We start from the raw sequence: 25,160 nt of genomic DNA on the forward strand, positions 1-25,160 counted from the left end.
GATTTAACTATAAAAAGAAAGGGGTTACATTATGCTGGATTTCAAAAAAGTAAACAGACGATTCGCGCTGGGTGGCCTGGGTCAGAACTTGGTATATGCACTGATGTCTACAGGTTTTCTCTTCTACTTCACTGAGGCTGCCGGTTTCTCTGCTGCAACAATTGGAACGCTTTTATTGGTGGTCAGGATTTATGGATTAATTGCAGACCCCATTATTGCTGTCATTATTGAGAAGACAAATACAAGATGGGGGAAATACAGGCCGTATATTACGATAGTTCCGCCACTTATCAGCTTATTGTTCGTGGCATTGTTCTTTAATCCATCCTTACCTCATGGTGCCCATCTGGTATATATCTATGTTATTACGATCCTGTTCTGGACGGCATATGCCTTTTTCGATATTTCATATTGGTCAATGGTTCCTTCGATTACGAAGGAAGAAGATAAGAGAATAAAGCTGCTAACAACGACTAAATTCATGATTATGATCGCTGCGTTTGGTCTTGGCATGGCCCAAATGCCGTTAGTCAAATTGTTAGGCAATAACGATTACTCCAAAGGCTTCTTCCTAATCAGCATCCTTCTCGGTGTAATCTTTACAGCGTTAGGTCTCTTGCTCGCACAAGCTTTGACTTTTATGAATCAAAATTTGCAGGAGGTTGCTGCGAGAGCAGAGGTTCCACAAGTAAAGGGCAAGGATATGATCAAGTCACTGCTTGCCAATACACCATTAATATCCGTTATTTTAGGTAAACTGTGCATTTATATCCCGATTACACTTAAAGGAAGCATAGCGATTTATTTTTATAAATATACCCTGGGCAACGATATTCTAGGCTCGTATGCTTCGATGATCTCACTACCGATTACGCTCTTGCTGGTGGTGTTCGCGCCGAAGCTGATCAAGAAATTTGGCGATAAGAAAGTGATGTTATCCTTTATCATTGTCCACACCCTACTGTCCTTTGCTTATATCGTCAGCACGGATGTTTCTGCCTTCTATATCCTGCTGGATGGTCTCTCAAATGCGGCGATGGGGATCTATTCCTTGATTATTACGAACATGGTAGCTTCAGCAGTTGAGTATGGGGAGTGGAAGACAGGTATCCGCATGGAGAGCATTATTTTCTCTACCAATACGATCAGTTCCAAGCTGGCGACGGGTCTCTCGGCAGCAATCGCTGGCTGGGTACTTTCGGGTATCGGTTATGTATCGGGTGCCGAGCAAAGTGCGCAGACCTTAAACGCCCTTCATCAAGTCATGGTGTGGGTGCCTACCATCGGTTGTATTTTAGGAGCTCTGGTATATATGGGATATAAGATGAACTCCAAGATGTATAACGAAATTTTGGCTGACTTAGAGAGCAGAAAGCAGAATGCAGGAGCGTGAGAGAGATAATGATTAATACAGATATTTTGAGAGAGAAACCTTACAGTCTGTCCGAAGAGCAGCGGAAGAAGGTGGCGGATCAGATTGATCAAATGTCTTTGCAGGATAAGGTAGGGCAATTATTCTTTCTGCCCTATTATGGGCAGTTCATGAGCGATGAAAGTGTGCTGCAAATGGTGAAAAATATACAGCCTGGCGGAATGATGCTGCGGCCGACCCCGCAGGTGAAAGCCACGGAGATCATTGATCTGATTAAGGCCAACAGCCGGATTGCCCCGTTCATTTCCGCGAATCTGGAGAATGGGGTAAACGGTCTGATAGAAGGCGGAGTCAGCTATGGGAGCCTGATGCAGCTCTCTGCGGCAAATGACCCGCAGCTCGTTAACCTTGCTGCCAGCGATATCGGGAAGCAAAGCTATGCCCTTGGTGCAAATATGGCTTTCGCTCCTGTAGTGGACCTTAACTATCATTGCTTAAATCCAATAACCGGAACACGCGCATTCGGGGAAGAAGCAGGGCATGTGAAGGAGATGGCAGCAAACTTTGCCAAAGGCTTCATGGATCACGGCATCCTGCCTGTGATCAAGCATTTCCCCGGCGACGGCGTGGATGATCGCGATCATCATGTCCTCGCTTCTGTAAATAGCCTCTCCTTCAAGGAGTGGGAGGAGAGCTATGGAGCGGTCTACAAGGAGCTTATAGACCAGGGGATGCCTTGCGTTATGGCCGGTCATATCCTACTCCCCGCTTATGAGAGAATGGTTCAGCCTGGTATAAAGGATCAGAAGCTACTGCCTGCGACATTATCCACGCATTTACTAAACGGCCTATTGCGGGAGCGCTTGGGTTTTAACGGCTTAATCATTACAGATGCTTCAGGGATGTGCGGATTTAATAGCTTCGCGACAAGGCAAGAGACGGTGGTTCATTCGATCAATGCTGGCTGTGACATGCTGCTGTTCACGATGGATCTGGAGGAGGACTATTCAGCCGTTCTGCAGGCGGTCATGCGCGGTGTAATTTCGAATGAACGATTAAATGAAGCATTAGTGCGTATTCTGGGCATGAAGGAGAGCATAAATTCGAAGCAAGTTGCTGAAACTGAGCTGCCGCCATCTACACAACTAGTGGATCAGGTCTTCGATCAATCCATTACATTGGTGAAGGACAACGATGGAACTCTACCGATTCATGCGGAAGCCTATCCCAGAATACTGTTGATCCCGCTTGGAAATGAGGACAAGAGCGGTGATATTTTAGCCAGGGAGCTTGAAATGAAGGGCTTCCAAGTTACCTTGTACGATACCGGAAGGATGGATCTTAGCCTTATCTTCGGTAAAGTAGCGGATTTGAAAGCCAAATATGATCTGGTGATTTACGCTTGCGATTATCAGGTCAAGAGCAATCAGACTTCGAACCGAATTGAGTGGGGCATGCCCGCGGGGCAATATATGCCTTGGTTCGTAAAGGATCTTCCGGTGATTATGATCTCGTTCGGCAATCCATACCATCTGTACGATGCGCCGCGGATTCCGACTTATATTAATGCCTATAGCAATAACGCCAGGAATATAGAGTTAGTCGTTCAGAAGCTAGTTGGCGAGAGCGAGTTCAAAGGAGTTAGCCCGGTCGATGCTTTCTGTGGAAGGTTTGATACGAGATGTTGAACATTAAAGGTGTTATATTCGATCTGGACGGAGTGATCACAGATACGGCGGAATTTCATTTTCTGGCCTGGAAGCAGCTCGGCGAGGAATTGGGAATCCCGGTAAATAAGGAGCTTAATGAGCAGTTGAAGGGGATTTCCCGTATAGAATCCCTGGAGAAGATACTGGAATCAGGGGGCAGGGCAGGTTCTAATACCGCGAATGAGAAAATAGAGCTGGCCGCGCGAAAGAACGGATACTATTTGCGATTAATCGATTCAATTACGCCCAGCGACATACTTCCAGGGGTGGAGGCCCTCCTGCAGGAGTTGAGGCAAGCTGGGATTCGAACAGGCTTGGCCTCAGCCAGCCACAATGCTCCGTTCATATTGGATAGATTAGGACTTAGTCATGATTTCGATATTATGGTTGATCCGGGGGAAATCGGCCGCGGAAAGCCGGACCCCGAAATCTTCCTGACAGCGGCTCACCTGCTGCAGCTCTCTCCCGACAGCTGTATGGGCATCGAGGATGCCGCAGCCGGAGTGGAAGCGATCAATAGGGCGGGGATGCACTCCATCGGTGTAGGCGATCGAGCCGTTCTATCTCATGCGAACTATGTGGTAGAAAGCCTGTTGGGGCTGCGTTTGCAAGATTTGGGATAAATTCATAGCAGAAGCAGAATGAGAAGATAACTTCCTTGATCGGGGTTATCTTCTTTTTTTATAACTTGATCATGCGTTAGATTCAAATTTATCTGCGTTTTACATAATTCTGATGAAACGTTAACATTTCGTTTGTACACTGAAGGTGTTAATTCATAGTAAATTTATATTTACTCTTGATAAATAAATCATGACAAGCGTATAGGTGAATTAGATCATCACCTAAAATTAAGGATGAGGTGACGAATATGCAACGAGTAATTACATTGGAAGGCGCGCACAATTTTCGAGATATGGGTGGTTATGAGACAATAGAGGGTCGCAAAGTGAAATATGGTTTGTTTTATCGTTCCGATGAATTGACAGGATTGTCTCCCAAAGACATAGAGATGCTGAATAGTTTAAATATTAGAACAATATTCGATTATCGCGGCCATCAAGAAGCACAGCATAAGCCGGACCCCACTATCCCAAATGCCATCTATGAGCGACAGCCTGCGATTGCAGAGGAGCAGCCTAGTCGAATGAATCTGTCATTCGCGCCTGAAGGCGGAGAGCAGCAAGGGCACTTCCTTGAAGGCCTGGCTCAAAATGACTTCTTCAAAACCTTCCGTGCTGACGAATATATGCGGGATCTGTATAGGAAGCTGCCGCTAAACAATGCTTCGTACAAACGCTTGATGGAAATTATTCAGGTACCTGACCATTTAGGAATACTGCATCATTGCACTGCAGGCAAGGATAGAACGGGAGTCGGGGCGGCGCTTATATTGCTTGCGCTTGGTGTATCAGAGCAGACGGTGATGGAAGACTATCTTCTAACTAACGAGACGATGAAGGACTTCAATCAAAGGCTGTTGGGGCAGATTTCGGAGTATGCGGATGCTGCGATATTGAACAATTTTAATCATATGCTTGACGTTAAGGAAGAACTTATGGAGACAGTCTTCAGAACCATTAAAGACAATTATGGAACCTATGATATCTATTTTGCGGAGGAGTTCGGTTTGACTGAGGCGAAGCGGGAGCTCCTTAAATCCAACAGCCTGCAATAGAGCAGGAAAGAGGGGGAGGGCCAGGGTCGAGGGCCATTATTGAATATCAAAGCAGGCTTACGGGAGGAAACGGATGGAACCCAAATGGAGAGAACAGCTGGAGCAGCACAGAAATAACCGGCGAATGGATATTATTCAGACAGCAAGGAGGTTATTTATTGCTCACGGGCTATCCTCTGTCACACTTAAGGATATCGTCGAGGAGTGCGGCATCAGCAAAGTAACGTTATATAAGTATTTTCGCTCCCTGGAGGAGATTATTTTTGAGGTGCAAATCGATTTATTGAGAACCTGGGGGGAAAAGGTGACTATAACCGCCCATCAGGGGGGTAACGGATATGAGAAGCTGCAATCACTGCTTGAAGAACTGATCCAAATTTCTAAAGAGAATACGGACATCATTCGATTTATTGCTATGTTCGATACGCTGTATCAGGAAGAGTATCCGACACCGGAATTGGAAAGGAAATTCCGCTCGTTTTTGCGGAGCGTGCCACACCCTTTTTTATCGCTAATCAAGGAGGGCACGGCTGACGGATCGATGCGAAGGGATCTGGATGTCAAAGCGGTAGGTTATACGATCAGCAATATTGTGAACGCAACTCAGCAGCGGATGATGCTGCGCGGAAAGCTGTTGCATTTGGACCAGGATGTAGACCCCGCTATTGTGCTGAAAAATATGGCTGATATGATCCTTGCCTTTGTGAAAGCATAAACAGAAATGAGGTATATCATATCCTGTCCACCGGAAAAAAGACGTTTTCTTCTATAAGAAGGAGGCGTCTTTTTTATTGCTGCATATGCCCCTTTATCCACTTCAACGGTGCAGTTTGAATTTTAACAGTTCGTTTACCCAGTTTTAATGGGACACTGACAGATCGATTTTATACTAAAGGTGTTTACTGCTGGTAAACCAAAGTGTACTGCCAATAAATAGGGGGTATTCTTTGGTCACAACTTGACTTAGGAAGAGGTATGGCTCATGACACAATCAATTACAGGCAAAAGGAAGCGGAAGAGACCGGGGAAATCCGGCGTACTGCTTCTGATGATGCTGCCGGGGATCATGTATTTAATTATCAATAATTACTTGCCTATGTTTGGGGTCGTTATCGCATTTAAGGATTTCAACTATAGCAAAGGTATTTTGGGAAGTGACTGGATCGGATTTAAAAATTTTGAATATCTCTTCAAGACATCAGATGCCTTCGTCATTACGAGAAACACGATTCTTTATAACGGCGTTTTTATTATTCTCAATTTGTTTATCGCAGTTGGCCTGGCCATTTTACTGAATGAGGTGAAGCGGCGTTTTTTGTCACGTTTCTATCAAAGCGTCATCCTGCTACCCTATCTAATCTCCATGGTCATTATCGGATATTTGGTATTCGCTATTCTGAGTATGGATAACGGGCTGCTGAACAAGAGCATTCTGCCAATGCTGGGGCTTTCCGAGATTTCCTGGTACAGCGAGGCGAAATATTGGCCTTACATTTTGACGTTCGTGCATACCTGGAAGAGCAGCGGCTATTTATGCGTAATCTATCTGGCAGCCATTATCGGCATCGACCAGGAATACTATGAGGCGGCAACCATCGATGGGGCAGGGAAATGGAGACAAATCAGAGGTATTACTTTTCCGCTGATAATGCCTGTAGTTACGATAATGACACTGCTACAGATCGGACGGATTTTCTATTCCGACTTCGGATTGTTTTATCAGGTACCTCTGAATACAGGGGCGCTGCAATCAACGACCAATGTCATTGATACGTACGTGTATCGTGCGCTTATGACGACAGGGGATATCGGAATGTCCTCGGCTGCTGGACTGTACCAATCTTTGGTTGGCTTCCTGCTGGTGTTCATTTCTAACTATGTCGTTAAGAAATTAAGTCGGGACAATGCCCTGTTCTAAGCTAAAGGAGCGAATAAATTGAAACTCAAAAATTGGATATGGCAATCAAGCATTCACATTATTCTGGTCATCGTCTCTATGGCTTGCATTCTACCTTTCATGTTGTTGTTCACTTCATCGATTACAGATGAACAGGAAATCTATCGGAACGGGTATGCCTTGTTCCCGCAGAAGATCAGCTTCGCGGCCTACTCTTACTTGCTGCATGATGCGGAGAAAATTACGCAGTCCATCGGCGTCACCTTAATTATTACGCTGGTCGGAACGCTGATTGGGCTGATCCTTATTGCTTTGCTGGCTTATCCGTTATCCCGCAAGCATTTGCCCGGCAGAAATTATTGGGCCTTCTTCGTCTTCTTCACAATGCTGTTTAATGGCGGATTGGTTCCTACGTATCTGGTATATACTCAGCTGTTTGATATGAAGAATTCGATTTGGGCGCTTATTGTACCAGGATTGCTGCTGAATGCCTTCTACGTCATGCTGATGCGTACTTTCTTTGCCACTTCTATTCCGGAACCTGTCATTGAATCTGCGAAAATCGACGGGGCCGGCGACTTTGGAACCTTTATCAAAATCGTATTGCCGCTATCGCTCCCGATTCTGGCAACAGTGGGCTTGTTTCAGACCATCAATTACTGGAATGATTGGTTCAACGGAATGATCTATATTACGGACAGCAGATTATTCAGCTTACAGAACCTGCTCAATCGGATTTTACTCGATATTCAGTTCCTGGCAAGCAGTAACTTTGGAAGTCAGGCGGATGTTACGACCTATGCCCCGATGGAAACCGTTCGTATGGCGATGGCAGTTATCGGGGTAGTTCCCATCCTGGCGGCGTATCCATTTTTTCAAAAGTACTTCGTTAAAGGGCTCACTGTAGGTGCAGTCAAAGGATAAGGCTATGTTCAGTCTTGGACTGGTTAGCAAAATAAATCAAAAAACATTCATTGGGAGGCTTCAAGGATGAGAGATAACACGCAAGCAAAAAGAACGTGGCCAGCTCTATTATCATTGGTCATCGCTGTATCCGTCATATTAGCTGGATGTGGTTCCAAGAAAGAAGCGGCGGAAGGCAGTCCATCAGACGACAGCAGCTCTGCGCCTTATGAAATAACGGTGGCCTTCTTCGGAAGTGAACAGAAGGATATGCTGGAAGTACAAGAAGCCATGAACAAGATTACGAAGGAAAAGATCCATGCAACCGTCAAACTGCTGCCGATTGCACTTGGCAACTGGCAGCAACAGATCAATCTAATGATGGCAGGAAATGAGAAGATGGATCTGATGTTTACGTCCTCGGGCTTCGGTTACAGCACCCTTGTAGCTAAGGGACAGTTGAATCCACTGAATGACCTGCTCGATAAATATGGTCAAGGCATCAAACAGGCGCTAGATCCTGCTTTTCTCACAGCCTCGCAAATCAATGGCGAGATTTACGCAGTAACGACTGTACGGGACTTGGCTTCAGATTACGGAATCCTGATGCGCAAGGATTTGTTGGACAAGTATCAGATCGAACCTGCCACAATTCAATCGCTGGATGATTTGGACGCTGTATTCCAAACGATCAAAGATAAGGAAGATAACCTGGTACCTTTGGTCGCAAAAAATCCTGGAACCGCGCCGTTTGATGCCGGTTATATTACTTATGATCCGCTGAGTGGAGGCGTTGGTGTGCTTCCGCATTATGACAATGACCTTAAAGTAGTTAACTTCTTTGAAACTAAAGAATACGCCGATGAGTTGAATGTACTTCGCCGTTGGTATCAACAGGGATTTATGCTGAAGGATGCAGGTACAGGCAAATACGATGGTCGGGAGATGGTCAAGGCAGGAAAGGCCTTCGCTTATTTCTCCAATCTTAAGCCAGGCACAGAAGTCGAGGCATCGAGAAAAAGCGGCAAGGAAATGATAGCTGTACGGTTAACAGACGCATACTCGACGACGGACTCGATCACAGGGATGATGTGGTCAATTCCTAAAAACTCTCAAGATCCTGTAAGCTCTATGAAACTGTTAAATTTACTGTATACAGACAAAGAGCTGTACAATCTGTTCACTTGGGGGATTGAAGGGAAGCATTACGTGAAGGTTTCCGATCATGTCATCGATTATCCTCAAGGCATGGATATTCAGCACCTGGGTTATAACTTTGGCACGCCGTATATGTTCGGCAATCAATTCCTGTCCTATACCTGGAAGGAAGAAGATCCGGATATTTGGAGCAAGATGGATGAATTTAATAACAATGCGAAGAAATCCAAAGCGTTGGGCTTCAGCTTCGACGTTAGCAAGGTGAAGAACGAAATGGCTGCTGTAAACAACGTATTATCGGAATTCCGCGTAGGTCTGGAGACAGGAACCCTTGATCCGGCAGAAAATTTGCCGAAATTTATCGAAAAAATGAAGGCAGCGGGAAGTGATATCATTGTTAGCGAGAAGCAGAGACAGCTGGATGAATGGCTGAAAACCCGGAAATGAGTTCATACCGATATCATTTAGGCCAGTATAAGAAGATCGCTTCCTAAATGGGGGCATCTTCTTTAATTATGGGAATTAACGTCAATATTGCGAACCTCCTTGTCAAATCACTCAAGAGAATCTATAATGATTAGCGTCTAATTGCATACACACTGGATGAAGTTTACGGGAGATAAGCATCGGGCTTGGCCGAAGGGGCATTAAACTCTCAGGCGCTATAGGGATGGGAACACCCATCACAGGCAGGACCGTAAATGGACAGGACTCTGGAGAGACTCCGTTAAACGGAGCACCGAAGGGGCAATACGCGCGCAGGCAAGGTAATCCAATGAACCGCCGCGTTTAAAACTCTCAGGTAAAAGGACAGGGATTGCGGGATCGGTATCGGAATTTATATGTGGTATATAACTTCAACCAATATGTGCATACTTTCACACATTGCAGGTTGACGTACCGACAACCTGCAATGTGTCCCCAGGGTCAAATCTTCGGATTTGGCTCTTTTTTATGTATACTCTTGGAGAATGCAACATCATGAGGGGGGAGATCCATGCAAGTATTAGAGCAGATTAATCAATGGGTGTGGGGAGCGCCCTTGCTCATCTTATTGGTCGGAACAGGGATATGGTTAACCTGTCGGCTTGGGCTGCTGCAGGTCATTCGGCTGCCGCTCGCTTTAAGGCTGGTATTCAAGGCCAAGAACGAAGGCGAAGGAGACGTGTCGAGTTTCGGCGCATTGGCGACGGCGCTGGCTGCAACGGTCGGCACAGGGAATATCGTCGGGGTGGCTACCGCCATTCAGGTCGGGGGTCCCGGAGCGTTGTTCTGGATGTGGATGGCCGCATTTTTCGGGATGGCGACGAAGTATGCCGAAGGCTTATTAGCTGTAAAGTACCGGACGATGGATGATAAGGGCCAGGTCTCTGGCGGACCGATGTATTATATTGAGCGGGGCCTGGGGAGCAAGTTCAAGCCGCTTGCTGTATTTTTTGCTATAAGTGGGGTGCTGGTTGCACTCTTCGGCATCGGGACGTTCCCGCAGGTGAATGCGATCGTATCGTCAACGCAGTCGAGCTGGGGTGTTCCGGCCATCGTGACAGCGGCGATTATGACGGTGTTAACCGCTTTGGTTACCCTTGGCGGGATTAAGAGCATATCCAAGGTCTCCACGAAGGTTGTACCTTTGATGGCTATTCTTTATATTGTTGCTGCGCTCGTTGTATTGTTTACGTTTGCAGATCAAATCCCGCATGCGGTGGCGCTGGTCTTCGAAAGTGCATTCCAGCCAGCAGCGGCAGGCGGAGGTTTCCTCGGGGCCACGGTGATGATGGCGATTCGTAACGGTGTGGCGCGCGGAGTATTCTCCAATGAATCGGGCCTCGGAAGCGCACCGATTGCGGCGGCGGCGGCCAAGACCAAGTGGCCGGCGGAGCAAGGGCTAGTATCGATGACAGGGACCTTCTTTGATACGATTATTATTTGCAGCCTGACGGGATTAACCTTGATTGTTACAGGGGTATGGCAAGGCGCAGAGCGGGGAGCGATGGTTACTCAGGCCGCCTTTGACGCGGCGATTCCTTATGGTTCGGTTATTCTTACGTTATGCCTGATTTTGTTTGCATTCACGACCATCCTCGGCTGGAATTATTACGGCGAGCGCTGTATTACCTACTTGTTTGGCGTGAAGTCGATTTTGCCTTACCGCGTTGTGTTTATTCTTTTGATTGCTTTTGGCGCATTTATCAAGCTGGAGGCGATCTGGCTGCTAGCTGATATTGTGAACGGGCTGATGGCGCTGCCGAATTTGATTGCTCTATTAGGCTTATCCGGGGTTGTGGTGGCAGAAACCCGCCGCTATTTGCAGCATATGAAGGAACAGAAGCGTTCAGCGCGTACAGCCCCAAAGGCGGCTATGCAGTCGGTCTTGGGGGAGGATGAATAAGGCCGTGGAAGCATCGCGTCTGATGTGAATTATTGAGCACTTCTATTAGGAGAAGTGGGCCAATAAAGGATAGGGGAAGCTGTTTTTACAGCTCCCCCTATTTTTATGAATTTCTTGATCTAGAAGTTTTCCGCTATTTGGTGCGCTTGTTGGATTGCTTTTTCTTTTAACTGCGACGCTTGTTTAGGTTGCTCGGCTGTCCCTTCCACAAAGATGCTTTGAAAATCAGTTAGTCCCACAAAATCCATAATCACTTTCAGGTGGCGGTGCCCCATTTCAAAGCCTTCGTTGCTCGTGTCGGATCCGGGTGACAATACGCTTCCGCTGGCTTGAATGTGAACGGCCTTTTTATCGCCAAGCAAACCGGTCCTGCTCCCATCCGGATGATACTTGAATGTCTTGCCCGTGATACAGATAGTGTCAAGATAGGCCTTCATTACCGGGGGATAGGAGTAATTCCATATAGGATTGACAAAAATATACTTATCGGCAGTTGCAAATTGATCGGCAAGCTCATTGATACGTCCGATTTTCGTTTGCTCCGCAAGCGTTAATTGTTCGAAAGATATACCACCTTTAAGCTTGTCCCACCCATTCAAAATATCAGCGTCCAGTTGCGGAATATTCATTCTATACAAATCGAGATGCACCACCTCATCCTGGGGGTGGGTTAAACGGTAAGCTTGTATAAATTCTTTTCCTACTGTCAGGGAATAGGATTGCGTATCGTCGCGCGGGTGAGCTGTTATATAAAGTACTGTTTCCATAATAAAGTAAAACCTCCCTATTTTGATAAGTGATGACTGCCTATTTACTCCGGGGTAAAACGTCTACTATTTGGCGAGTTGGGTTTCTCATTCTGGACTGCATAGAAAACACTCCTTTTTTTGTTGGAAGCCTTTAATTCGGCCTTTCACTATAATGACGCGTTGAATGGAGAGGGTGTGACCAACACGGATTTTTGAAATTTGTCACGTTCGCTGAACTTCATTCGTCAATATATTAAGAATCAATTTTAATGATAAATTGGTTTTAGAAGACATTGAGATGAAGGGAATTCAGTCGTATGGAAGAGCAATTCGAATCGTACCGAGAACAACTGCAGGCCATGGCCTACCGCATGCTCGGTTCATTGACAGAAGCGGAGGATGCCGTACAGGAAACGTGGTTGCGTCTTCATCGTTCCGATCGAAGCGAGATTGAGAATTTAGGAGGATGGCTGACTACAGTCACATCGCGGATTTGTCTTGACATGCTGCGTTCAAGAAAAGCCAGGCGTGAGCAATTTATGGAGGAGTCTTTGCCTGAAACCTTGGCTGACTCTGAAGATCGATACAATCCTGAACAAGAAGCACTGATGGCTGAATTAGTCGGACTTGCCCTACTTGTTGTGTTAGATAAACTAAATCCATCAGAACGGGTGGCTTTTGTGCTGCATGATGTCTTTACCATGCCATTCAGCGATATTGCACCCATTGTCGGAAAATCCGAACTCGCCACTAGAAAGCTTGCGAGCCGGGCGCGTCAAAAGGCGAGGGGAAATGAGCACAATTCTCAAGCTGATTTGGATCGGCAGCGCAAACTCGTTGACGCTTTTCTAGCTGCGGCATACGCGGGAGATTTCAATTCGCTAGTAGCGATGCTAGATCCGGATGTGGTTCTTCGAGATGATCGTGAGACAGGCGTCCGAACCGAAACGCGGGGAGCGTTTGAATTAGCCAACAAGGTAGCAGGGCGTGCCAAAGCTGCCCAGGTAGCCCTTGTGAATGGGAGAATTGGGGCGATTGCAGCCCCAGGCGGGAAGTTACTTTATGTGATTCAGTTTACAATAAAAGATGGGAAAATCGCCGAGGTAGACTTGATTTCCAACTCAACACACCTTGAGCAGCTTGATTTAAAGATTTTGGGGGAATAAACGACCATCTACTCCACAAAGGTGGATTTCGAATAATGTCGATAACTAAAGTCATTCTGTAAATTATAAGTTGTGATAAATGTCATCGGAAAAAATAGCTTAAATTTTGAATAATAGGAGGTGATAGTCTAATGAGAAAAGTCACATAGGAAGGGAGCGTCAGATCATTGATACTTCATCGCGGAGCAGCAGATCAAGACTATATCATTGAGCAGGTAGTTCAATTATTTCAATGCAGAGTGTTGTGGAGTGAAGGTCGCCCATGCCTGGAATATAGCAGTTTAGAGGAGTTGGACAAGGTCTCCGAGTACGTCAAAGCCAAATTCGATATGGATATGTTTGATGTGTTCTTTACAGCGGTTGAGAGTCTTCCTCTGGACGACTGATTATAAATCGAGAATGGAGAGCAAGACGAGGCTAGTTCCTACCATTTCCATGGAAGCATTTGTTAGCCAGCTTAAATATAAGCTATAATGGGAGCAAACTTCATGTTGGGAGAGATGGCCTTGCATATTTTTAATCATTGGTTGAACGAATCTCCGTTTGAAATGAATGGTGACTTGCTGCAAATCTCGGCTCCAGGGACGACCGATTATTTCATCAATCCTGAGAGTGGCGATGTTAAGAACAATGCGCCTTTCTTATATGCCAATGTGCGAGGGGATTTCGTGCTTCGCGCCAAAGTAAGACATGACTTTATATCTACCTTCGACGGAGCTGCTTTATTTATTATGGATAGTGAGCGCGAGGATCGTTGGGCCAAGCTATGTTACGAATATACGGATCTCAATACATATGCGGTAGTTAGTGTCGTTACCGATGGAGTATCTGACGATGCCAACGGCCAGAACCTGACCGATAAGAGCGTCTGGCTGCAAATCGGCCGGAAGGGCGATGCCTTCTCTATGCACTACTCTGTGGACGGCTCTCATTATCAAATGGTCAGAGTGTTCAGCTTGAAAGCCTCGAACACACTCAAAGTTGGACTGGTCTCTCAATCGCCAACTGGTGAGGGTCTGTTAAGTGACTTTTCGGATATTCATCTTGAGCAGGTAACGATGGAGAGCATTAGAGCGGGAAAATAGTGTATACCCGGAAGATCGAAAAAGCCTGCAGATTTGCAGGCTTTTTGCTAATTATGGCTCTTTTAAGATAAAAGGATACAGATTTACAGGTTTCTCTAATTCATTATGCTGCTGTCGCCGCTATGAGGGCGTTCATATAACAGTTGCGCCGTTGATCTGATATGTTTTAGCGGGTTCATGGGTTCATGGGTTCATTGCCGACCCATCGGCTATTTGGCAATCTCCATCCCGTCCCAGGCCACCGTAATTTCACACGGGAAATCCTGCTTGGCGAACCACTCCGTCAGCTCGGCATGCGTGGAGGTGTAGTGATTAATATGGGTCAGGTAAATGCGGGTGCCGGTATGAATCGTTCCTTGCTCCAGCAATTTGCGGAACAGCTCCATACAGCTGAATGCGTCTAGATGCCCGTCCGGATGGAGCCCGCGCCCTTCGGTCAGGCCAAAGGTGCATTCGCTGATCAGCACCTCAAGCGCGGCGCCTTCCAACGCCTTGAACGTATCCGGTAAATACCAGCCTGAATCGAGACCGTAATAGTATTTCTTCCCATCGGCCATTTGCAGCAGGTAGTTGGCACAGTTCTCGCCCATGTTGCCGATATGGTTGCCGCGGAGCGGTGTTACGGTCATGTTGGCGATCTCTGACGGCTTATTGAATTCGAGCTTATGGAAAGCGATAATGCCGCGGTTCTCCAGTTCCGCCGTCATCCCTTTGATGATCGGACGGCTCTGTCGGTAGAAATCGACGATCTCATAGGCTTTATCGGTGAAGTAGTAGTGCAGCGGTTCATCCTGGCGTTCGATGGCCATATTGCGCACATTCATCATCATATAATTCAAATGGTCTTCATGGGTATGTGTGACTAGCACATGCTTAAGTTTGGTAAAGTCCCCGTATTCGATCGCTTGCTGAAAGGAATCCGCGCTCAGATCGATGCATACCTGCTCATCAAGCCGGAACATCGAGCGGCGCCGGACCTCTAAGCCGCCCGTTCGCCGGGCATTGTCGCATACCGGACAGGAGCAGAACGGATTCGGAATTCCTTCAGCCGCGCTCGTACCGTAAAATTTCATGCTGCATTTCCCCTTCCCGTCTTTGAAGGATACTTACTGCTGATTCCAGCGGTCATAGGCCGCCTGGTAAATCGCAAGATAGTTATCCAGGTGCATTTTATTAAGTGTACTTACATAATTATCCCACTCATCAAGCGATTTGGCACCAGTAATAAATTTGACAACCTGTTCCTCGGTATATGCCTCGATATCTGTGGCGTAGGTGCTCAATTGGATATTCTCGTCCTCGGAGAAATTCGGAATCATCAGCTTTTCATCGGGCACGAGATAAGGACGGACAACATCCTTATTAGCGATCATCTCGGGAAGTACAGCCGCGCTCTGATCGACCTTTTGGGTAACCCGCTGCGGTATTTGTCCGCCCTGGAAGATCGTGTAATCGGAGAGCGCTTCATCTACAGTAAGTCCATTAGGGTTATTGGCGTATTCATCCTTCAATTTATAGAAGCCGTCGCTGTCGATCGTGTAGGTGACATCTTTAATTCCCAGGCGGGCCATGGCGGTCCCTTCTTCACTGAGGAAATAGTCTCCCCAGCGCAGCGTAGCTTCCGGATTCGGATTCTTGCTGGTGATGACAAAGGAGCCGATATCCCGTACTTTGGGGCTGACGCTTGTCCAATAGACATCGCCGTCGATCGCTCTCATGACCGGATTCTGCACATAATCGCTGCGATTTTTGCCCATCCATAGATTGTTGTTGCCTTTGGCCACGTAGCCGATCCGTTCCTCATCCACTTTGGCTACCACCTGGTTCATATCCTGTGAGAAAATCTCCTTATCGATCAAGCCTTCTGCCCAGAACTTGCTGAAGTAGGCCAGCATCTCCTTGAATTTCTCATCCGTAGCGATATAACGGATCTTGCCGTTATCATCTACATCCATATAGGGGGCGATAATTCCCGAATTGCCGCCGAAGCCCCAGTTCCCGTAGAACGATTTAAAGAATTCATTCCCGTTATTAGCCTTCTCCTTGTATCCGGAGAGCGGGAGTTCATCCGCCTTGTTATTTCCGTTGGGATCTTGCTCCTTGAATGCTTTCATGACCTGATAGAACTCATCCATTGTTGTCGGCATGTCCAGTCCGAGCTTGTCCAGCCACTTCTTATTGATCCATGACGAACCAATACGCCCGTCGGCTTCGCTGATATTGGGCAGGGAGTAGATATGGCCATCCGCCGAGGTGATCGACTTGCGAATCCCTTCGTCCGCTGCCATCAGCGCGGATAAGTTAGGCGCATAGCCGGCTTCGATCAGATCGTCCAACGGGATAATTTGACCCGCGGCCGCATACGAAGTGATGAGCTGTGGTGTCAGACCAGCTCGCATGACGAAGTCCGGCAGATCATTGGAAGCGAACAGAAGGTTTCGGCGCTCTTCAAAAGCGTTCTGTGGCACACTATCCCAGTCGATAATGACATTGGATTTGGACGCGTAGTCTTTTAATCCCGTATGCTGGTTCCAATCTGTAACAAGCTCGTATTTGGCGACAAGCCCCTGAAGATGAACCGGCTTATCGGCAATAGGCAGACCGGTCTTTGTAATATTGGCCGCGGTTTCTTCATCTTTGGCGGCAACGTCCGCATTCCCTTTGCCCGTCGTCCCACAGGCAGTTAAGGTGAGGAGTGACGCGATTTGCACAAGCGCGATCAGCAAGACAAGTCTCTTTTTCATTATCGTAAGCAACTCCTTTTATATGGTGAACTAGTGAAATTTGTTCTTTCGGTATCGTCATCCCTTAAGGGCCCCGATCATCATCCCTTTTACGAAATACTTCTGAAGGAACGGGTAGAGCATAAGGATGGGCACGCTCGATACGATAATTACTGCATATTTAACGCCTTCCGCGACGAGGAATTTGCTCGTGTCCATCTCGATGGAATCCATCATGACATTATCCGATTGGTTCATCACAAGAATCTCGCGGAGGAATAGCTGTAGCGGATACAAGGTCCGGTCTTTGAGATATATCATCGCCTCGAAGTAAGAGTTCCAATGATATACGGCATAAAATAGGACCAGCACGGCCATAATCGGTGCGCTAAGCGGCAGCACAATGGAGAAGAAGGCGCGTATATTGCTGCAGCCGTCGATATAAGCCGATTCATAGATCTGCTCGTCTATGGTCGTCTCCAGAAAGGTCCTTGCCACAATCATGTTGTAAACATTGATGGCCGTCGGCAGGATCAAGGCCCACATTGAATTATACAGGCCGAGATCGCGGACGAGCAGGTACATAGGGACGATCCCTCCGCTAAAGAACATCGTGATTGTAAAGAACACCATGCAGGACCTGCGCCAAGGAAAATTCCGCCGTGACAATGGATAAGCCCCCATCATCGTGAGCGCGATATTAACGGCGGTGCCGATGACGGTATACAGAATCGTATTGCGGTATCCGATCCAGATTTCGTGATTCATGAACACCCGCTGGTAGGCTTCCAGATTGAACCCCTTCGGAATCAGCCCGATTTTGCCGGAAATGACCAGCTTGGGATCGCTGAATGAGGCGCTGACTACATAAATGAGCGGGTAGAGGATAGCCAGTACCAGGATCCCAATCAGTATATAAGTAATGGTTAAAAATACACGATCTCCCTGAGACTCCCGAATGCGCTGTGAAGCTGCTTCCATGGTCTTCCCTCCCTTTAGAACAGACTGCTGCTGCTGTAGCGTTTGGCGATCTTGTTGGCGGCCAGCAGCAGTACGATGTTAATGACGTTATTGAAGAGCCCCACGGCCGTTGAGAATCCGTAATCCATATTGATCAGACCCGTTTTGTAAGCATAAGTAGATATGACCTCGGACGCCTCAATATTGAGGCTATTCTGCATGAGAAGAATGCGCTCATAGCTGAGAGTCATCATTTTCCCCATCTGTAGAATAAATTGAATAACAATGGTCGGCATAATACATGGAAGATTCACATGGATAATTCTTTTGAATCGACTGGCCCCGTCGATCTGCGCTGATTCATGCAGCTGGGGGTCCACTCCCGATAATGCGGCAATAAAGATAATCGAGTTCCACCCGCTATTCCGCCATATATCCGAGCCGACATAGACTCCGGAGAATGTATCGGGAGAAGTTAAAAAGGGAATCGGAGCGATTCCAAGCATCTCCAGAACATGGTTAATATAGCCGTTCTCTCCGGCAAGGAATAAATGGATGATCCCGACGAAGACAACCGTAGAAATGAAATATGGAGCATAAGTGATCGTCTGAAATGTCTTCTTCAATCTTTCCCGTCGAATCTCATTAAACATCAGCGCAAGGATGATGGGGATCGGGAAACTGATGAAGGTTTTAAGCAAATTAATGACCAGTGTATTTTTTAAAATGCGGACGAATTGGAATGATCCAAACAGACGCTCGAAATTATCCGTTCCGATCCAAGGGCTTGAGGTGATCCCAAGAGCCGGATTGAAGCGTTTGAATGCCAGTTGTACGCCGTACATCGGACCATAACAGAAAATAAGAAAGTAAAGGATGACAGGGATAATGAAGATGAGATAATCCCAATTATTCCGTATGCCCAGTTTCTTTCTGGCGGATTTATGGACCGAAGCAGGCGCTGATTTAGCCCTTACAGGCATAAGATAAGCCTCCCTCTCCTTAGCAGTTCATAGGTTGTATTGTGGATCAGAACCGAGTCCGGCCGGAATCGCGTTTCTATGGCCTTGATATTAAAGAATCCGCCGGGATGCAGCAATCACCGATATTTGGCTTTTGACGGCAAAGATTGATATTAAGTCTGAATTCGAACCCGGCAATTTTCGCAGTGAATCGTCTATTTTTGCTATTTGGCTTAGATCAATTGATAACCCAAGTCAAAATTCGTATACTCGATATAATCTTTTGTGCATATTTCATCATTGGGAAGTGAGTATGTTGCGGAAAGCCCTGCAATCGAAGCTATACCGAAATTTTCTCGGCAGGTATTTGCTGATTCTGGCAGTGTCAGGTCTATTGCTGTTAATTACCAATATTATTTCTCTCTCAAATACCTATCATCGTCTGACGGAGAATACCCATCGATTCATGGCACACATGACGGAGCTGTTGGATACCCGGATCCTTGATCTGCAGAAGTTGACCTTATCCGTCTCACATGACACCAGGCTGCTTCCTTATCAATTGCATGAGCAGATCAATTACCCATATTTGATCGCAGATGAGTTTGATAAGTTGAAAGCGCCTTCTTCAGAGCTTGATTCGATCGGACTGTTTTATCGGAACACGCCGTATAGCTCATTGGAGGATGTCATCTTTACGGATACAGGGATGTATACGGCGGAGAGCTATGTCCAGCTCATCTGCCGGAGCAAAATCAAACCGGAGAGCTTGCGTTCGCTGATGGAGGAGTTAAAGACGCCGATGCTGCTGTCCTCATTAAACAATGAGTCTAACCAAGGGGGCAGGGATCACGTATTGCTGCTGCTCGTTCCGTTGGACAGTACGCCTTATTCCAATGGAATCATGATCTATAAATTGAATTATGCAGCTATGATAGACAGCTTCGAGCGGACGATCGACCCGGAGAGCAGCCTGATTATTTTTGATCGCTACGGTACGCCGTTTTTCTATCTGGACGGAAATCCTGATTTGGATTGGAGAGAATTAGCGCTTGCTGTCCAGAATTCGGAGCAGAGGTTCCGCGGGTATCTTCTCTTGCAGGAAATCTCTGAGAAGCAGCAATTCCACGTGGTAAATGCTACCCTGCGCAATGCTTATTTCCATGAATATTATGTTGCGCTTACCGTCTCGCTTGGGATTGTTCTGCTGTCACTGGGACTTGGGCTGGTGCTTAGCTTCCGCTCGGCCCGCAAGAGCTATGAGCCGATTCAGGAGCTGTCCAGCCGTCTTCCCTCGCTAACGAAGAAATCCACCGCTCATGAAGAAGATGAGCTCGCCCAGCTCACGCGTTATATCGAGCAAATGAGGGATGAGAGTATCAATATGTCCCATATGATGCATAATCAGGAGATATTAACGCGAAATCAGCTGCTGCTCGCCGTGTTAATGGGTAAATTAAATGTAGATAACACGACGCAGGCTAATCGCAGCGTACTCGATAAGTTGCTTGGCAGCCGGGAATGGGGCAATGTGCTGGTAATTATGTTCGATGACTACAACGCGAAGGTGGGAAAAGAGCCGCTGAGCGAACAGTGGCTGCTGAAATACGCAGTATGCAATGTGTTTGAGAACTTATCCGGAGAGCACGGGATTAACTATGCGCTGGATCTGGCGATCGATAACGGAATTGTGGGCATCGTATCATGGAATAATGAGTTTGCCGATCAATGGGAGGAGCGGAGTCGGGCATTCGCAGCCCAGGTTCTGAAATTTATGGACAGGCACTTTAAGCTTTCCTTATCCTGTACGATCGGCGAACCTCAATCGGCGACGGAACTGCACCAATCCTATAGTTCAGCGACATCATTGGCGGAGTATCGCATTTTTGCGGGCAAGCAATCGATCATCACTCAATCGGAGGTCTTGCAGCAGCAGAAAATAGAAGGGCATATGGCCGGCGATAAACGCCAGATTACCGATATGGCGGAGGAATTGCATAATGCGGTATGCTCGAAGGATTCGGAGAGATTACAGCGATTGATGCAGGAATTGAAGGAGAGGTTCACTTGGCTGGAGGATGCTGCGACCTTTCGCCTAACCTTTCTGCAAATGATATTTACTTTGAATCAAATCGTGAACAATATCTCACTCTCTCACCGTGAAGCGATTAAGTTTAAACTGGAGACGCTGGCTGGCCAGCTGTCCGAGACGGTCGGAGAAGCCTGCGCCAATCTGCTTGATGTATCCCGCAGCATCCAGGACAGCCTTGGAGAGGATTCAAATGAGGATCGTCTGTATTCTTCAATGCTGAGCTATGTGGCGCAAAACTATGCGGACTATAATTTGAGTCTTTCGACGGTGGCGGAGCAGCTATCCTTGACGCCCTCTTACGTCACACGTTATTTCAAGAATAAAAACGGGCTTCCCCTTATGCAATATGTATCCAGAATTCGTATTGAGAAGGCCAAGGAGCTGCTTGAGACGACCAACTTCTCCATTAGAGAAATTGTCGAGCAGGTTGGATTTGTGGATGAGAACAATTTCTCGCGGGCCTTCCGTAAACGGGAGGGAGTTTCTCCCACTCAATACCGCTCTGTCCGGAAGAATCTTACGAGCTGATGTTTCCTCTCATGCATAAAATAGAGGCCTGCTAATGGAGCTTCATTAGCAGGCCTCTTCTCATAGGGTACGGTGCTTCATTTTAAACATAGGTAACGATTTAAAAACGACTCATGTGGCTCATGCGATTCATGTGACTCGTTAAGCACATAACCAAGCTTAGCCCTTGAGATAGCTAAGCAGGATATCCTTCAGGATCAGCAGCTGCTCCTTCGGGTCCAGATCAGGCTCAACGGTGAGAATGTTTTTCTGCAGGGACAGCTTTCTTGCGAAATTCCCGAAGGTGTTAACGACCGTCGTCAGCACTTTCTCTACCGGAATGTCATTCCTTATGGAGCCATCCTCAATCCCTTGCTGAATAATGGTCGAGAAGACGTCGGATATTTGCCGATAGATCTTATTGAAGATATCGATATCTTCGATGGGTTCCTTGTAGTAGGCCGCATAGCTCTCGAAATTTTCCAGCAGCTTTACATTAGAGCTATCGTCGCTATCGAGCAGGGTTATGAAATCATCAAAGAGCAGGCTAATCTTCTTATAACACGATGCCTGCGTTTGGGCGATCGCTTGGAAGGTATGCAGTACGGTCTCCAGGTTTCTTGTCGCCACGGCGACAACAAGCTTCTCCTTCTTCGGGAAGAAGCGGAATACGGTAGCCACGCCAACGCAAGCTCGATCCGCGATGTTCTGCATCGTCGTCTGATCAATGCCTCTTTCTTTGAACACTTCTTCGGCCGCTTCGATGACGAGCTGAATCCGATTCTGTTTCCCTCGCTGTAATTCATTTTTGTGCCTCGTTTTCGGGTCCATACGGAAGCCTCCAAAATCGTCGTTATCGTATTATTATAGCGTTCCTCCGATGGGTGGACAATGATGGATGACTGTAACAAGTTTAAGCATCGGGAAAATTTATTTGGGGTAGGTGGAGAATAAGTATTGACCAAATATAGGGTAGGGGGGTATACTATATATGTGATCGGGGCGCTTTATGATTTATGCTATACGGTTAAGGAATTAAGGAAAGACAATAATAACGCCATAAGTGAATGGCGAACTTTAAACAAACCAGGAGGTAATCGAAATGGAAAATGTACTGCTTAACGTGAAGGGAATGTCTTGCAACCATTGCGTCAATTCGGTGGAGGGCGCTCTGAAAGAGATCGGGGCAAAAGGGACGGTTGATCTGGAGAAGGGAACAGTCGCTGTAGAATTTGACGAGAGCAAGCTCTCTCTTGACCATATCAAGGAAGCTATCGAGGATCAAGGCTACGACGTTGAGTAACCTCTAAATAGTATCCTATTTTAGGCGGGTGATAGAAATGGAAGGAACGAAGCAGACATCCCTTCAGATCACGGGGATGACTTGTGCGGCCTGTGCGAATCGGATTGAGAGAGGTCTGAATAAGCTTGAAGGCGTGTCGGAAGCGAATGTGAACTTCGCAATTGAGCGGGCGACAGTTACCTATGATCCAAGTGTCGTCGATGTAGCCAAGATGGAGCAGAGCATCCAGAAGCTTGGTTATGACACCATCAAGGAGAAGGTAGAGCTCGAATTAAGCGGTATGACTTGCGCAGCCTGTGCCACAAGAATTGAGAAGACACTGAATAAGATACCCGGTGTGAGTCAAGCGACCGTTAACTTTGCAATGGAGAGCGCTCATGTGGAGTATAATCCAGCTGAAGTAAGCGTTTCTGATATGCAGCAAAGGGTAGAAAAGATAGGCTACAAAGCCTCCCTCAAGCAGGAGCAGGCGGATCTGTCCGAGCATCGTAAGCAAGAGATAACCCGTCAGAAGCGCAAGCTGCTCGTGTCGGCAATCCTCTCCTTACCGCTATTGTGGTCGATGGTAGGCCATTTCTCCTTTACATCGTGGATATGGGTCCCGGATCTTTTTATGAATCCCTGGTTCCAACTTATTCTGGCTACGCCAGTTCAGTTCTATATCGGCAGACAGTTCTACATCGGAGCGTATAAAGCGCTTCGCAATGGCAGTGCCAACATGGATGTTCTGATCTCACTGGGTACGTCAGCAGCTTATTTCTACAGTTTGTATCTAACGATCGCGTGGGCTGTGAACGGTGCCGATGTTCATCATGGGCCTTCGATGTATTATGAGACCAGCGCTGTGCTAATTACGCTGGTAGTGATGGGTAAGCTGTTCGAAGCATTGGCCAAGGGACGTTCATCGGAAGCGATCAAGTCGTTGATGGGCTTGCAGGCGAAGACCGCTCTAGTCGTCCGTGACGGTCAGGAGTTAAGCATTCCGATTGAAGAAGTAATTACGGGGGATGTTGTGCTCGTCCGCCCTGGCGATAAAGTTCCGGTTGACGGCGTAGTGCTGGAAGGCATGTCGTCGGTGGATGAATCGATGCTGACAGGTGAGAGCATTCCCGTGGAGAAGCAGGCCGGTGATACGGTTATCGGCGCAACTATGAACAAGAATGGCATGCTCAGAATTAGTGCTACCAAGGTCGGCAAGGAGACAGCGCTCGCGCAAATTATTAAGGTCGTGGAAGAGGCTCAAGGTTCGAAGGCACCGATTCAGCGTGTAGCTGATGTGATCTCCGGTATTTTCGTCCCGATTGTCGTGGGGATTGCGCTGGTTACTTTTCTCGTCTGGTATTTCCTTGTCTCCCCGGGAGACTTTGCCGGTTCCTTGGAAAAAGCGATCGCCGTGCTCGTCATTGCCTGTCCTTGTGCGCTGGGTCTGGCTACTCCAACTTCGATAATGGCGGGGTCCGGCCGCGCGGCTGAATTTGGCATCCTGTTCAAAGGCGGCGAGCATCTGGAGCAGACGCATAGGATCGATGCCATTATCCTGGATAAGACGGGCACAGTGACCAAAGGCAAACCCGAACTAACCGATGTGCTGACAGAACGGAATGAAGCTGAATTCCTCAGGCTGGTGGGTGCTGCAGAGAAAAATTCAGAGCATCCGCTCGCTGAAGCGATCGTGGAAGGCGTCAAGGCGAAACATATAGAGCTGCCGGGTACGGATTCCTTCGAGGCTATCCCTGGATTCGGTATCAGGGCTGTGGTCGAAGGCAGCGATATGCTGATTGGTACGCGACGTTTGATGGATAAATTTAATGTAGACGCGACGGAGGCTTATGCCTCAATGTCAAAGCTGGAGGAATCGGGCAAGACGGCGATGCTGGTCGCGATTAATCATGAATATGCGGGAATGGTGGCTGTTGCCGATACGATTAAGGACAGCTCGGTGGCAGCGGTAAGCCGCTTGAAGGAAATGGGTCTCCAGGTCATCATGATCACCGGTGACAATGAACGTACAGCCAGAGCGATTGCGGACCAAGTCGGTATCGATCACGTTCGCGCCGAGGTTTTGCCGGAAGGCAAAGCGGAGGAAGTGAAGAAGCTGCAAGCCGAAGGCAAGAAGGTGGCTATGGTCGGCGACGGCATCAATGATGCTCCGGCGCTGGCAACCGCAGATATCGGCATGGCGATCGGCACCGGGACAGACGTAGCAATGGAAGCGGCGGATGTAACCTTGATGCGCGGTGACCTGTCCAGCATTCCGGATGCAATCTTTATGAGCCGGAAGACGATGCGCAACATTAAGCAGAACCTGTTCTGGGCGCTGGGTTATAACACGCTTGGTATTCCGATCGCGGCATTAGGATTCCTGGCTCCTTGGGTAGCCGGGGCAGCCATGGCATTAAGCTCGGTATCCGTTGTTCTGAACGCCCTTCGTCTGCAGCGTGTGAAGGTGCGCGGATAACTTTTAAGCATAATGGGCAGCAGTGAGAAGCTGAGTTTCGGTGGGGAGG

The 25,160-nt window shown here is 47.4% G+C and carries 21 protein-coding genes and 1 riboswitch; of the genes, 15 read left to right on the top strand and 6 right to left on the bottom strand.

Going from position 1 to position 25,160, the window contains the following annotated elements:
• Window positions 1–31: 31 nt before the first annotated feature.
• The 9 genes from DMN77_RS01005 to DMN77_RS01045 all read left to right on the top strand — a co-directional run bounded on the left by DMN77_RS01005 (window position 32) and on the right by DMN77_RS01045 (window position 11,106).
• The gene (locus DMN77_RS01005; protein ID WP_179013138.1) at window positions 32–1,393 is read left to right on the top strand and encodes an MFS transporter; all 1,362 of its coding nucleotides are present in this window, start codon (window positions 32–34) and stop codon (window positions 1,391–1,393) included.
• 8 nt (window positions 1,394–1,401) lie between these two features.
• Window positions 1,402–3,060 carry a glycoside hydrolase family 3 protein gene (locus tag DMN77_RS01010; protein ID WP_179013139.1) on the top strand — a complete coding sequence of 553 codons (1,659 nt, stop codon included), beginning with the start codon at window positions 1,402–1,404 and terminating at the stop codon, window positions 3,058–3,060.
• Window positions 3,054–3,704: a beta-phosphoglucomutase gene (gene pgmB, locus DMN77_RS01015; RefSeq protein WP_179013141.1), complete on the top strand. Its 651-nt coding sequence runs from the start codon at window positions 3,054–3,056 to the stop codon at window positions 3,702–3,704. Before DMN77_RS01010 ends, pgmB begins: the two co-directional genes overlap by 7 nt.
• A gap of 248 nt (window positions 3,705–3,952) precedes the next feature.
• Window positions 3,953–4,759 carry a tyrosine-protein phosphatase gene (locus DMN77_RS01020; protein ID WP_179013142.1) on the top strand — a complete coding sequence of 269 codons (807 nt, stop codon included), beginning with the start codon at window positions 3,953–3,955 and terminating at the stop codon, window positions 4,757–4,759.
• Window positions 4,760–4,832: 73 nt separating this feature from the next.
• Entirely contained in the window at window positions 4,833–5,474 is a 642-nt protein-coding gene (locus DMN77_RS01025; protein ID WP_179013144.1) for a TetR/AcrR family transcriptional regulator, read from the top strand.
• A 267-nt stretch (window positions 5,475–5,741) separates the two neighbouring features.
• Window positions 5,742–6,677 carry an ABC transporter permease gene (locus DMN77_RS01030; protein ID WP_179013145.1) on the top strand — a complete coding sequence of 312 codons (936 nt, stop codon included), beginning with the start codon at window positions 5,742–5,744 and terminating at the stop codon, window positions 6,675–6,677.
• Window positions 6,678–6,695: 18 nt separating this feature from the next.
• Window positions 6,696–7,580: a carbohydrate ABC transporter permease gene (locus tag DMN77_RS01035; protein WP_256872180.1), complete on the top strand. Its 885-nt coding sequence runs from the start codon at window positions 6,696–6,698 to the stop codon at window positions 7,578–7,580.
• A 66-nt stretch (window positions 7,581–7,646) separates the two neighbouring features.
• Window positions 7,647–9,164 (top strand): ABC transporter substrate-binding protein, encoded by a 1,518-nt coding sequence (locus tag DMN77_RS01040; RefSeq protein WP_179013147.1) that lies wholly within the window; start codon window positions 7,647–7,649, stop codon window positions 9,162–9,164.
• Window positions 9,165–9,420: 256 nt separating this feature from the next.
• Window positions 9,421–9,541: riboswitch (glycine riboswitch) on the top strand.
• A gap of 173 nt (window positions 9,542–9,714) precedes the next feature.
• On the top strand, window positions 9,715–11,106 hold the full coding sequence (locus DMN77_RS01045) for an alanine/glycine:cation symporter family protein (RefSeq protein ID WP_068779329.1): 1,392 nt from the start codon (window positions 9,715–9,717) through the stop codon (window positions 11,104–11,106).
• Between the two features lie 119 nt (window positions 11,107–11,225).
• Here the strand turns inward: DMN77_RS01045 and DMN77_RS01050 are convergent, their stop codons facing one another.
• Window positions 11,226–11,873 (bottom strand): FMN-dependent NADH-azoreductase, encoded by a 648-nt coding sequence (locus DMN77_RS01050; RefSeq protein ID WP_179013148.1) that lies wholly within the window; start codon window positions 11,871–11,873, stop codon window positions 11,226–11,228.
• Between the two features lie 299 nt (window positions 11,874–12,172).
• Between DMN77_RS01050 and DMN77_RS01055 the strand changes: the two genes are divergently transcribed.
• The 3 genes from DMN77_RS01055 to DMN77_RS01065 all read left to right on the top strand — a co-directional run bounded on the left by DMN77_RS01055 (window position 12,173) and on the right by DMN77_RS01065 (window position 14,106).
• Window positions 12,173–13,021 carry a sigma-70 family RNA polymerase sigma factor gene (locus tag DMN77_RS01055; protein ID WP_179013149.1) on the top strand — a complete coding sequence of 283 codons (849 nt, stop codon included), beginning with the start codon at window positions 12,173–12,175 and terminating at the stop codon, window positions 13,019–13,021.
• Between the two features lie 167 nt (window positions 13,022–13,188).
• Window positions 13,189–13,407: a hypothetical protein gene (locus DMN77_RS01060; protein WP_068779332.1), complete on the top strand. Its 219-nt coding sequence runs from the start codon at window positions 13,189–13,191 to the stop codon at window positions 13,405–13,407.
• A gap of 102 nt (window positions 13,408–13,509) precedes the next feature.
• Complete coding sequence (locus DMN77_RS01065) at window positions 13,510–14,106, top strand: DUF1349 domain-containing protein (protein WP_229520914.1); 597 nt, start codon at window positions 13,510–13,512, stop codon at window positions 14,104–14,106.
• A 209-nt stretch (window positions 14,107–14,315) separates the two neighbouring features.
• Here DMN77_RS01065 and DMN77_RS01070 read toward each other — a convergent pair whose 3' ends face one another.
• Genes DMN77_RS01070 through DMN77_RS01085 form a run of 4 tightly spaced genes read right to left on the bottom strand, consistent with a single transcriptional unit; the run spans window position 14,316 to window position 18,772 of the window.
• Entirely contained in the window at window positions 14,316–15,179 is an 864-nt protein-coding gene (locus tag DMN77_RS01070) for an MBL fold metallo-hydrolase (RefSeq protein ID WP_179013151.1), read from the bottom strand.
• A gap of 33 nt (window positions 15,180–15,212) precedes the next feature.
• Window positions 15,213–16,850 carry a type 2 periplasmic-binding domain-containing protein gene (locus DMN77_RS01075; protein ID WP_068779334.1) on the bottom strand — a complete coding sequence of 546 codons (1,638 nt, stop codon included), beginning with the start codon at window positions 16,848–16,850 and terminating at the stop codon, window positions 15,213–15,215.
• Between the two features lie 57 nt (window positions 16,851–16,907).
• Window positions 16,908–17,810, bottom strand: a complete 903-nt coding sequence (locus DMN77_RS01080; RefSeq protein WP_179013152.1) for a carbohydrate ABC transporter permease — start codon at window positions 17,808–17,810, stop codon at window positions 16,908–16,910.
• Window positions 17,811–17,824: 14 nt separating this feature from the next.
• The gene (locus DMN77_RS01085) at window positions 17,825–18,772 is read right to left on the bottom strand and encodes an ABC transporter permease (protein ID WP_068779336.1); all 948 of its coding nucleotides are present in this window, start codon (window positions 18,770–18,772) and stop codon (window positions 17,825–17,827) included.
• Between the two features lie 292 nt (window positions 18,773–19,064).
• Between DMN77_RS01085 and DMN77_RS01090 the strand changes: the two genes are divergently transcribed.
• Window positions 19,065–21,371 carry a helix-turn-helix transcriptional regulator gene (locus tag DMN77_RS01090; RefSeq protein ID WP_179013154.1) on the top strand — a complete coding sequence of 769 codons (2,307 nt, stop codon included), beginning with the start codon at window positions 19,065–19,067 and terminating at the stop codon, window positions 21,369–21,371.
• A 159-nt stretch (window positions 21,372–21,530) separates the two neighbouring features.
• On the opposite strand, the gene DMN77_RS01095 is transcribed toward DMN77_RS01090, so the two are convergent.
• Window positions 21,531–22,181: a TetR/AcrR family transcriptional regulator gene (locus tag DMN77_RS01095; protein WP_068779338.1), complete on the bottom strand. Its 651-nt coding sequence runs from the start codon at window positions 22,179–22,181 to the stop codon at window positions 21,531–21,533.
• A 271-nt stretch (window positions 22,182–22,452) separates the two neighbouring features.
• Here DMN77_RS01095 and DMN77_RS01100 point away from each other — a divergent pair, with 271 nt between their 5' ends.
• Together DMN77_RS01100 and DMN77_RS01105 are read left to right on the top strand one after the other, a co-directional pair.
• On the top strand, window positions 22,453–22,653 hold the full coding sequence (locus DMN77_RS01100; protein ID WP_068779339.1) for a copper ion binding protein: 201 nt from the start codon (window positions 22,453–22,455) through the stop codon (window positions 22,651–22,653).
• Window positions 22,654–22,690: 37 nt separating this feature from the next.
• The gene (locus tag DMN77_RS01105; RefSeq protein ID WP_179013155.1) at window positions 22,691–25,111 is read left to right on the top strand and encodes a heavy metal translocating P-type ATPase; all 2,421 of its coding nucleotides are present in this window, start codon (window positions 22,691–22,693) and stop codon (window positions 25,109–25,111) included.
• The last annotated feature ends 49 nt before the right edge of the window (window positions 25,112–25,160 follow it).

The organism is Paenibacillus sp. 79R4 (assembly GCF_013393165.1).
Taxonomy (GTDB): domain Bacteria; phylum Bacillota; class Bacilli; order Paenibacillales; family Paenibacillaceae; genus Fontibacillus.

Bases quoted from the DNA above. Each gene is read 5' to 3' on its own strand.
- DMN77_RS01050 (WP_179013148.1), bottom strand. From the start codon at position 11,873: ATGGAAACAGTACTTTATATAACAGCTCACCCGCGCGACGATACGCAA.
- DMN77_RS01080 (WP_179013152.1), bottom strand. From the start codon at position 17,810: ATGGAAGCAGCTTCACAGCGCATTCGGGAGTCTCAGGGAGATCGTGTA.
- pgmB (WP_179013141.1), top strand. From the start codon at position 3,054: ATGTTGAACATTAAAGGTGTTATATTCGATCTGGACGGAGTGATCACA.
- DMN77_RS01090 (WP_179013154.1), top strand. From the start codon at position 19,065: ATGTTGCGGAAAGCCCTGCAATCGAAGCTATACCGAAATTTTCTCGGC.
- DMN77_RS01025 (WP_179013144.1), top strand. From the start codon at position 4,833: ATGGAACCCAAATGGAGAGAACAGCTGGAGCAGCACAGAAATAACCGG.
- DMN77_RS01105 (WP_179013155.1), top strand. From the start codon at position 22,691: ATGGAAGGAACGAAGCAGACATCCCTTCAGATCACGGGGATGACTTGT.
- DMN77_RS01070 (WP_179013151.1), bottom strand. From the start codon at position 15,179: ATGAAATTTTACGGTACGAGCGCGGCTGAAGGAATTCCGAATCCGTTC.
- DMN77_RS01040 (WP_179013147.1), top strand. From the start codon at position 7,647: ATGAGAGATAACACGCAAGCAAAAAGAACGTGGCCAGCTCTATTATCA.
- DMN77_RS01030 (WP_179013145.1), top strand. From the start codon at position 5,742: ATGACACAATCAATTACAGGCAAAAGGAAGCGGAAGAGACCGGGGAAA.
- DMN77_RS01065 (WP_229520914.1), top strand. From the start codon at position 13,510: ATGTTGGGAGAGATGGCCTTGCATATTTTTAATCATTGGTTGAACGAA.
- DMN77_RS01010 (WP_179013139.1), top strand. From the start codon at position 1,402: ATGATTAATACAGATATTTTGAGAGAGAAACCTTACAGTCTGTCCGAA.
- DMN77_RS01100 (WP_068779339.1), top strand. From the start codon at position 22,453: ATGGAAAATGTACTGCTTAACGTGAAGGGAATGTCTTGCAACCATTGC.
- DMN77_RS01055 (WP_179013149.1), top strand. From the start codon at position 12,173: ATGGAAGAGCAATTCGAATCGTACCGAGAACAACTGCAGGCCATGGCC.
- DMN77_RS01075 (WP_068779334.1), bottom strand. From the start codon at position 16,850: ATGAAAAAGAGACTTGTCTTGCTGATCGCGCTTGTGCAAATCGCGTCA.
- DMN77_RS01020 (WP_179013142.1), top strand. From the start codon at position 3,953: ATGCAACGAGTAATTACATTGGAAGGCGCGCACAATTTTCGAGATATG.
- DMN77_RS01045 (WP_068779329.1), top strand. From the start codon at position 9,715: ATGCAAGTATTAGAGCAGATTAATCAATGGGTGTGGGGAGCGCCCTTG.
- DMN77_RS01095 (WP_068779338.1), bottom strand. From the start codon at position 22,181: ATGGACCCGAAAACGAGGCACAAAAATGAATTACAGCGAGGGAAACAG.
- DMN77_RS01005 (WP_179013138.1), top strand. From the start codon at position 32: ATGCTGGATTTCAAAAAAGTAAACAGACGATTCGCGCTGGGTGGCCTG.
- DMN77_RS01085 (WP_068779336.1), bottom strand. From the start codon at position 18,772: ATGCCTGTAAGGGCTAAATCAGCGCCTGCTTCGGTCCATAAATCCGCC.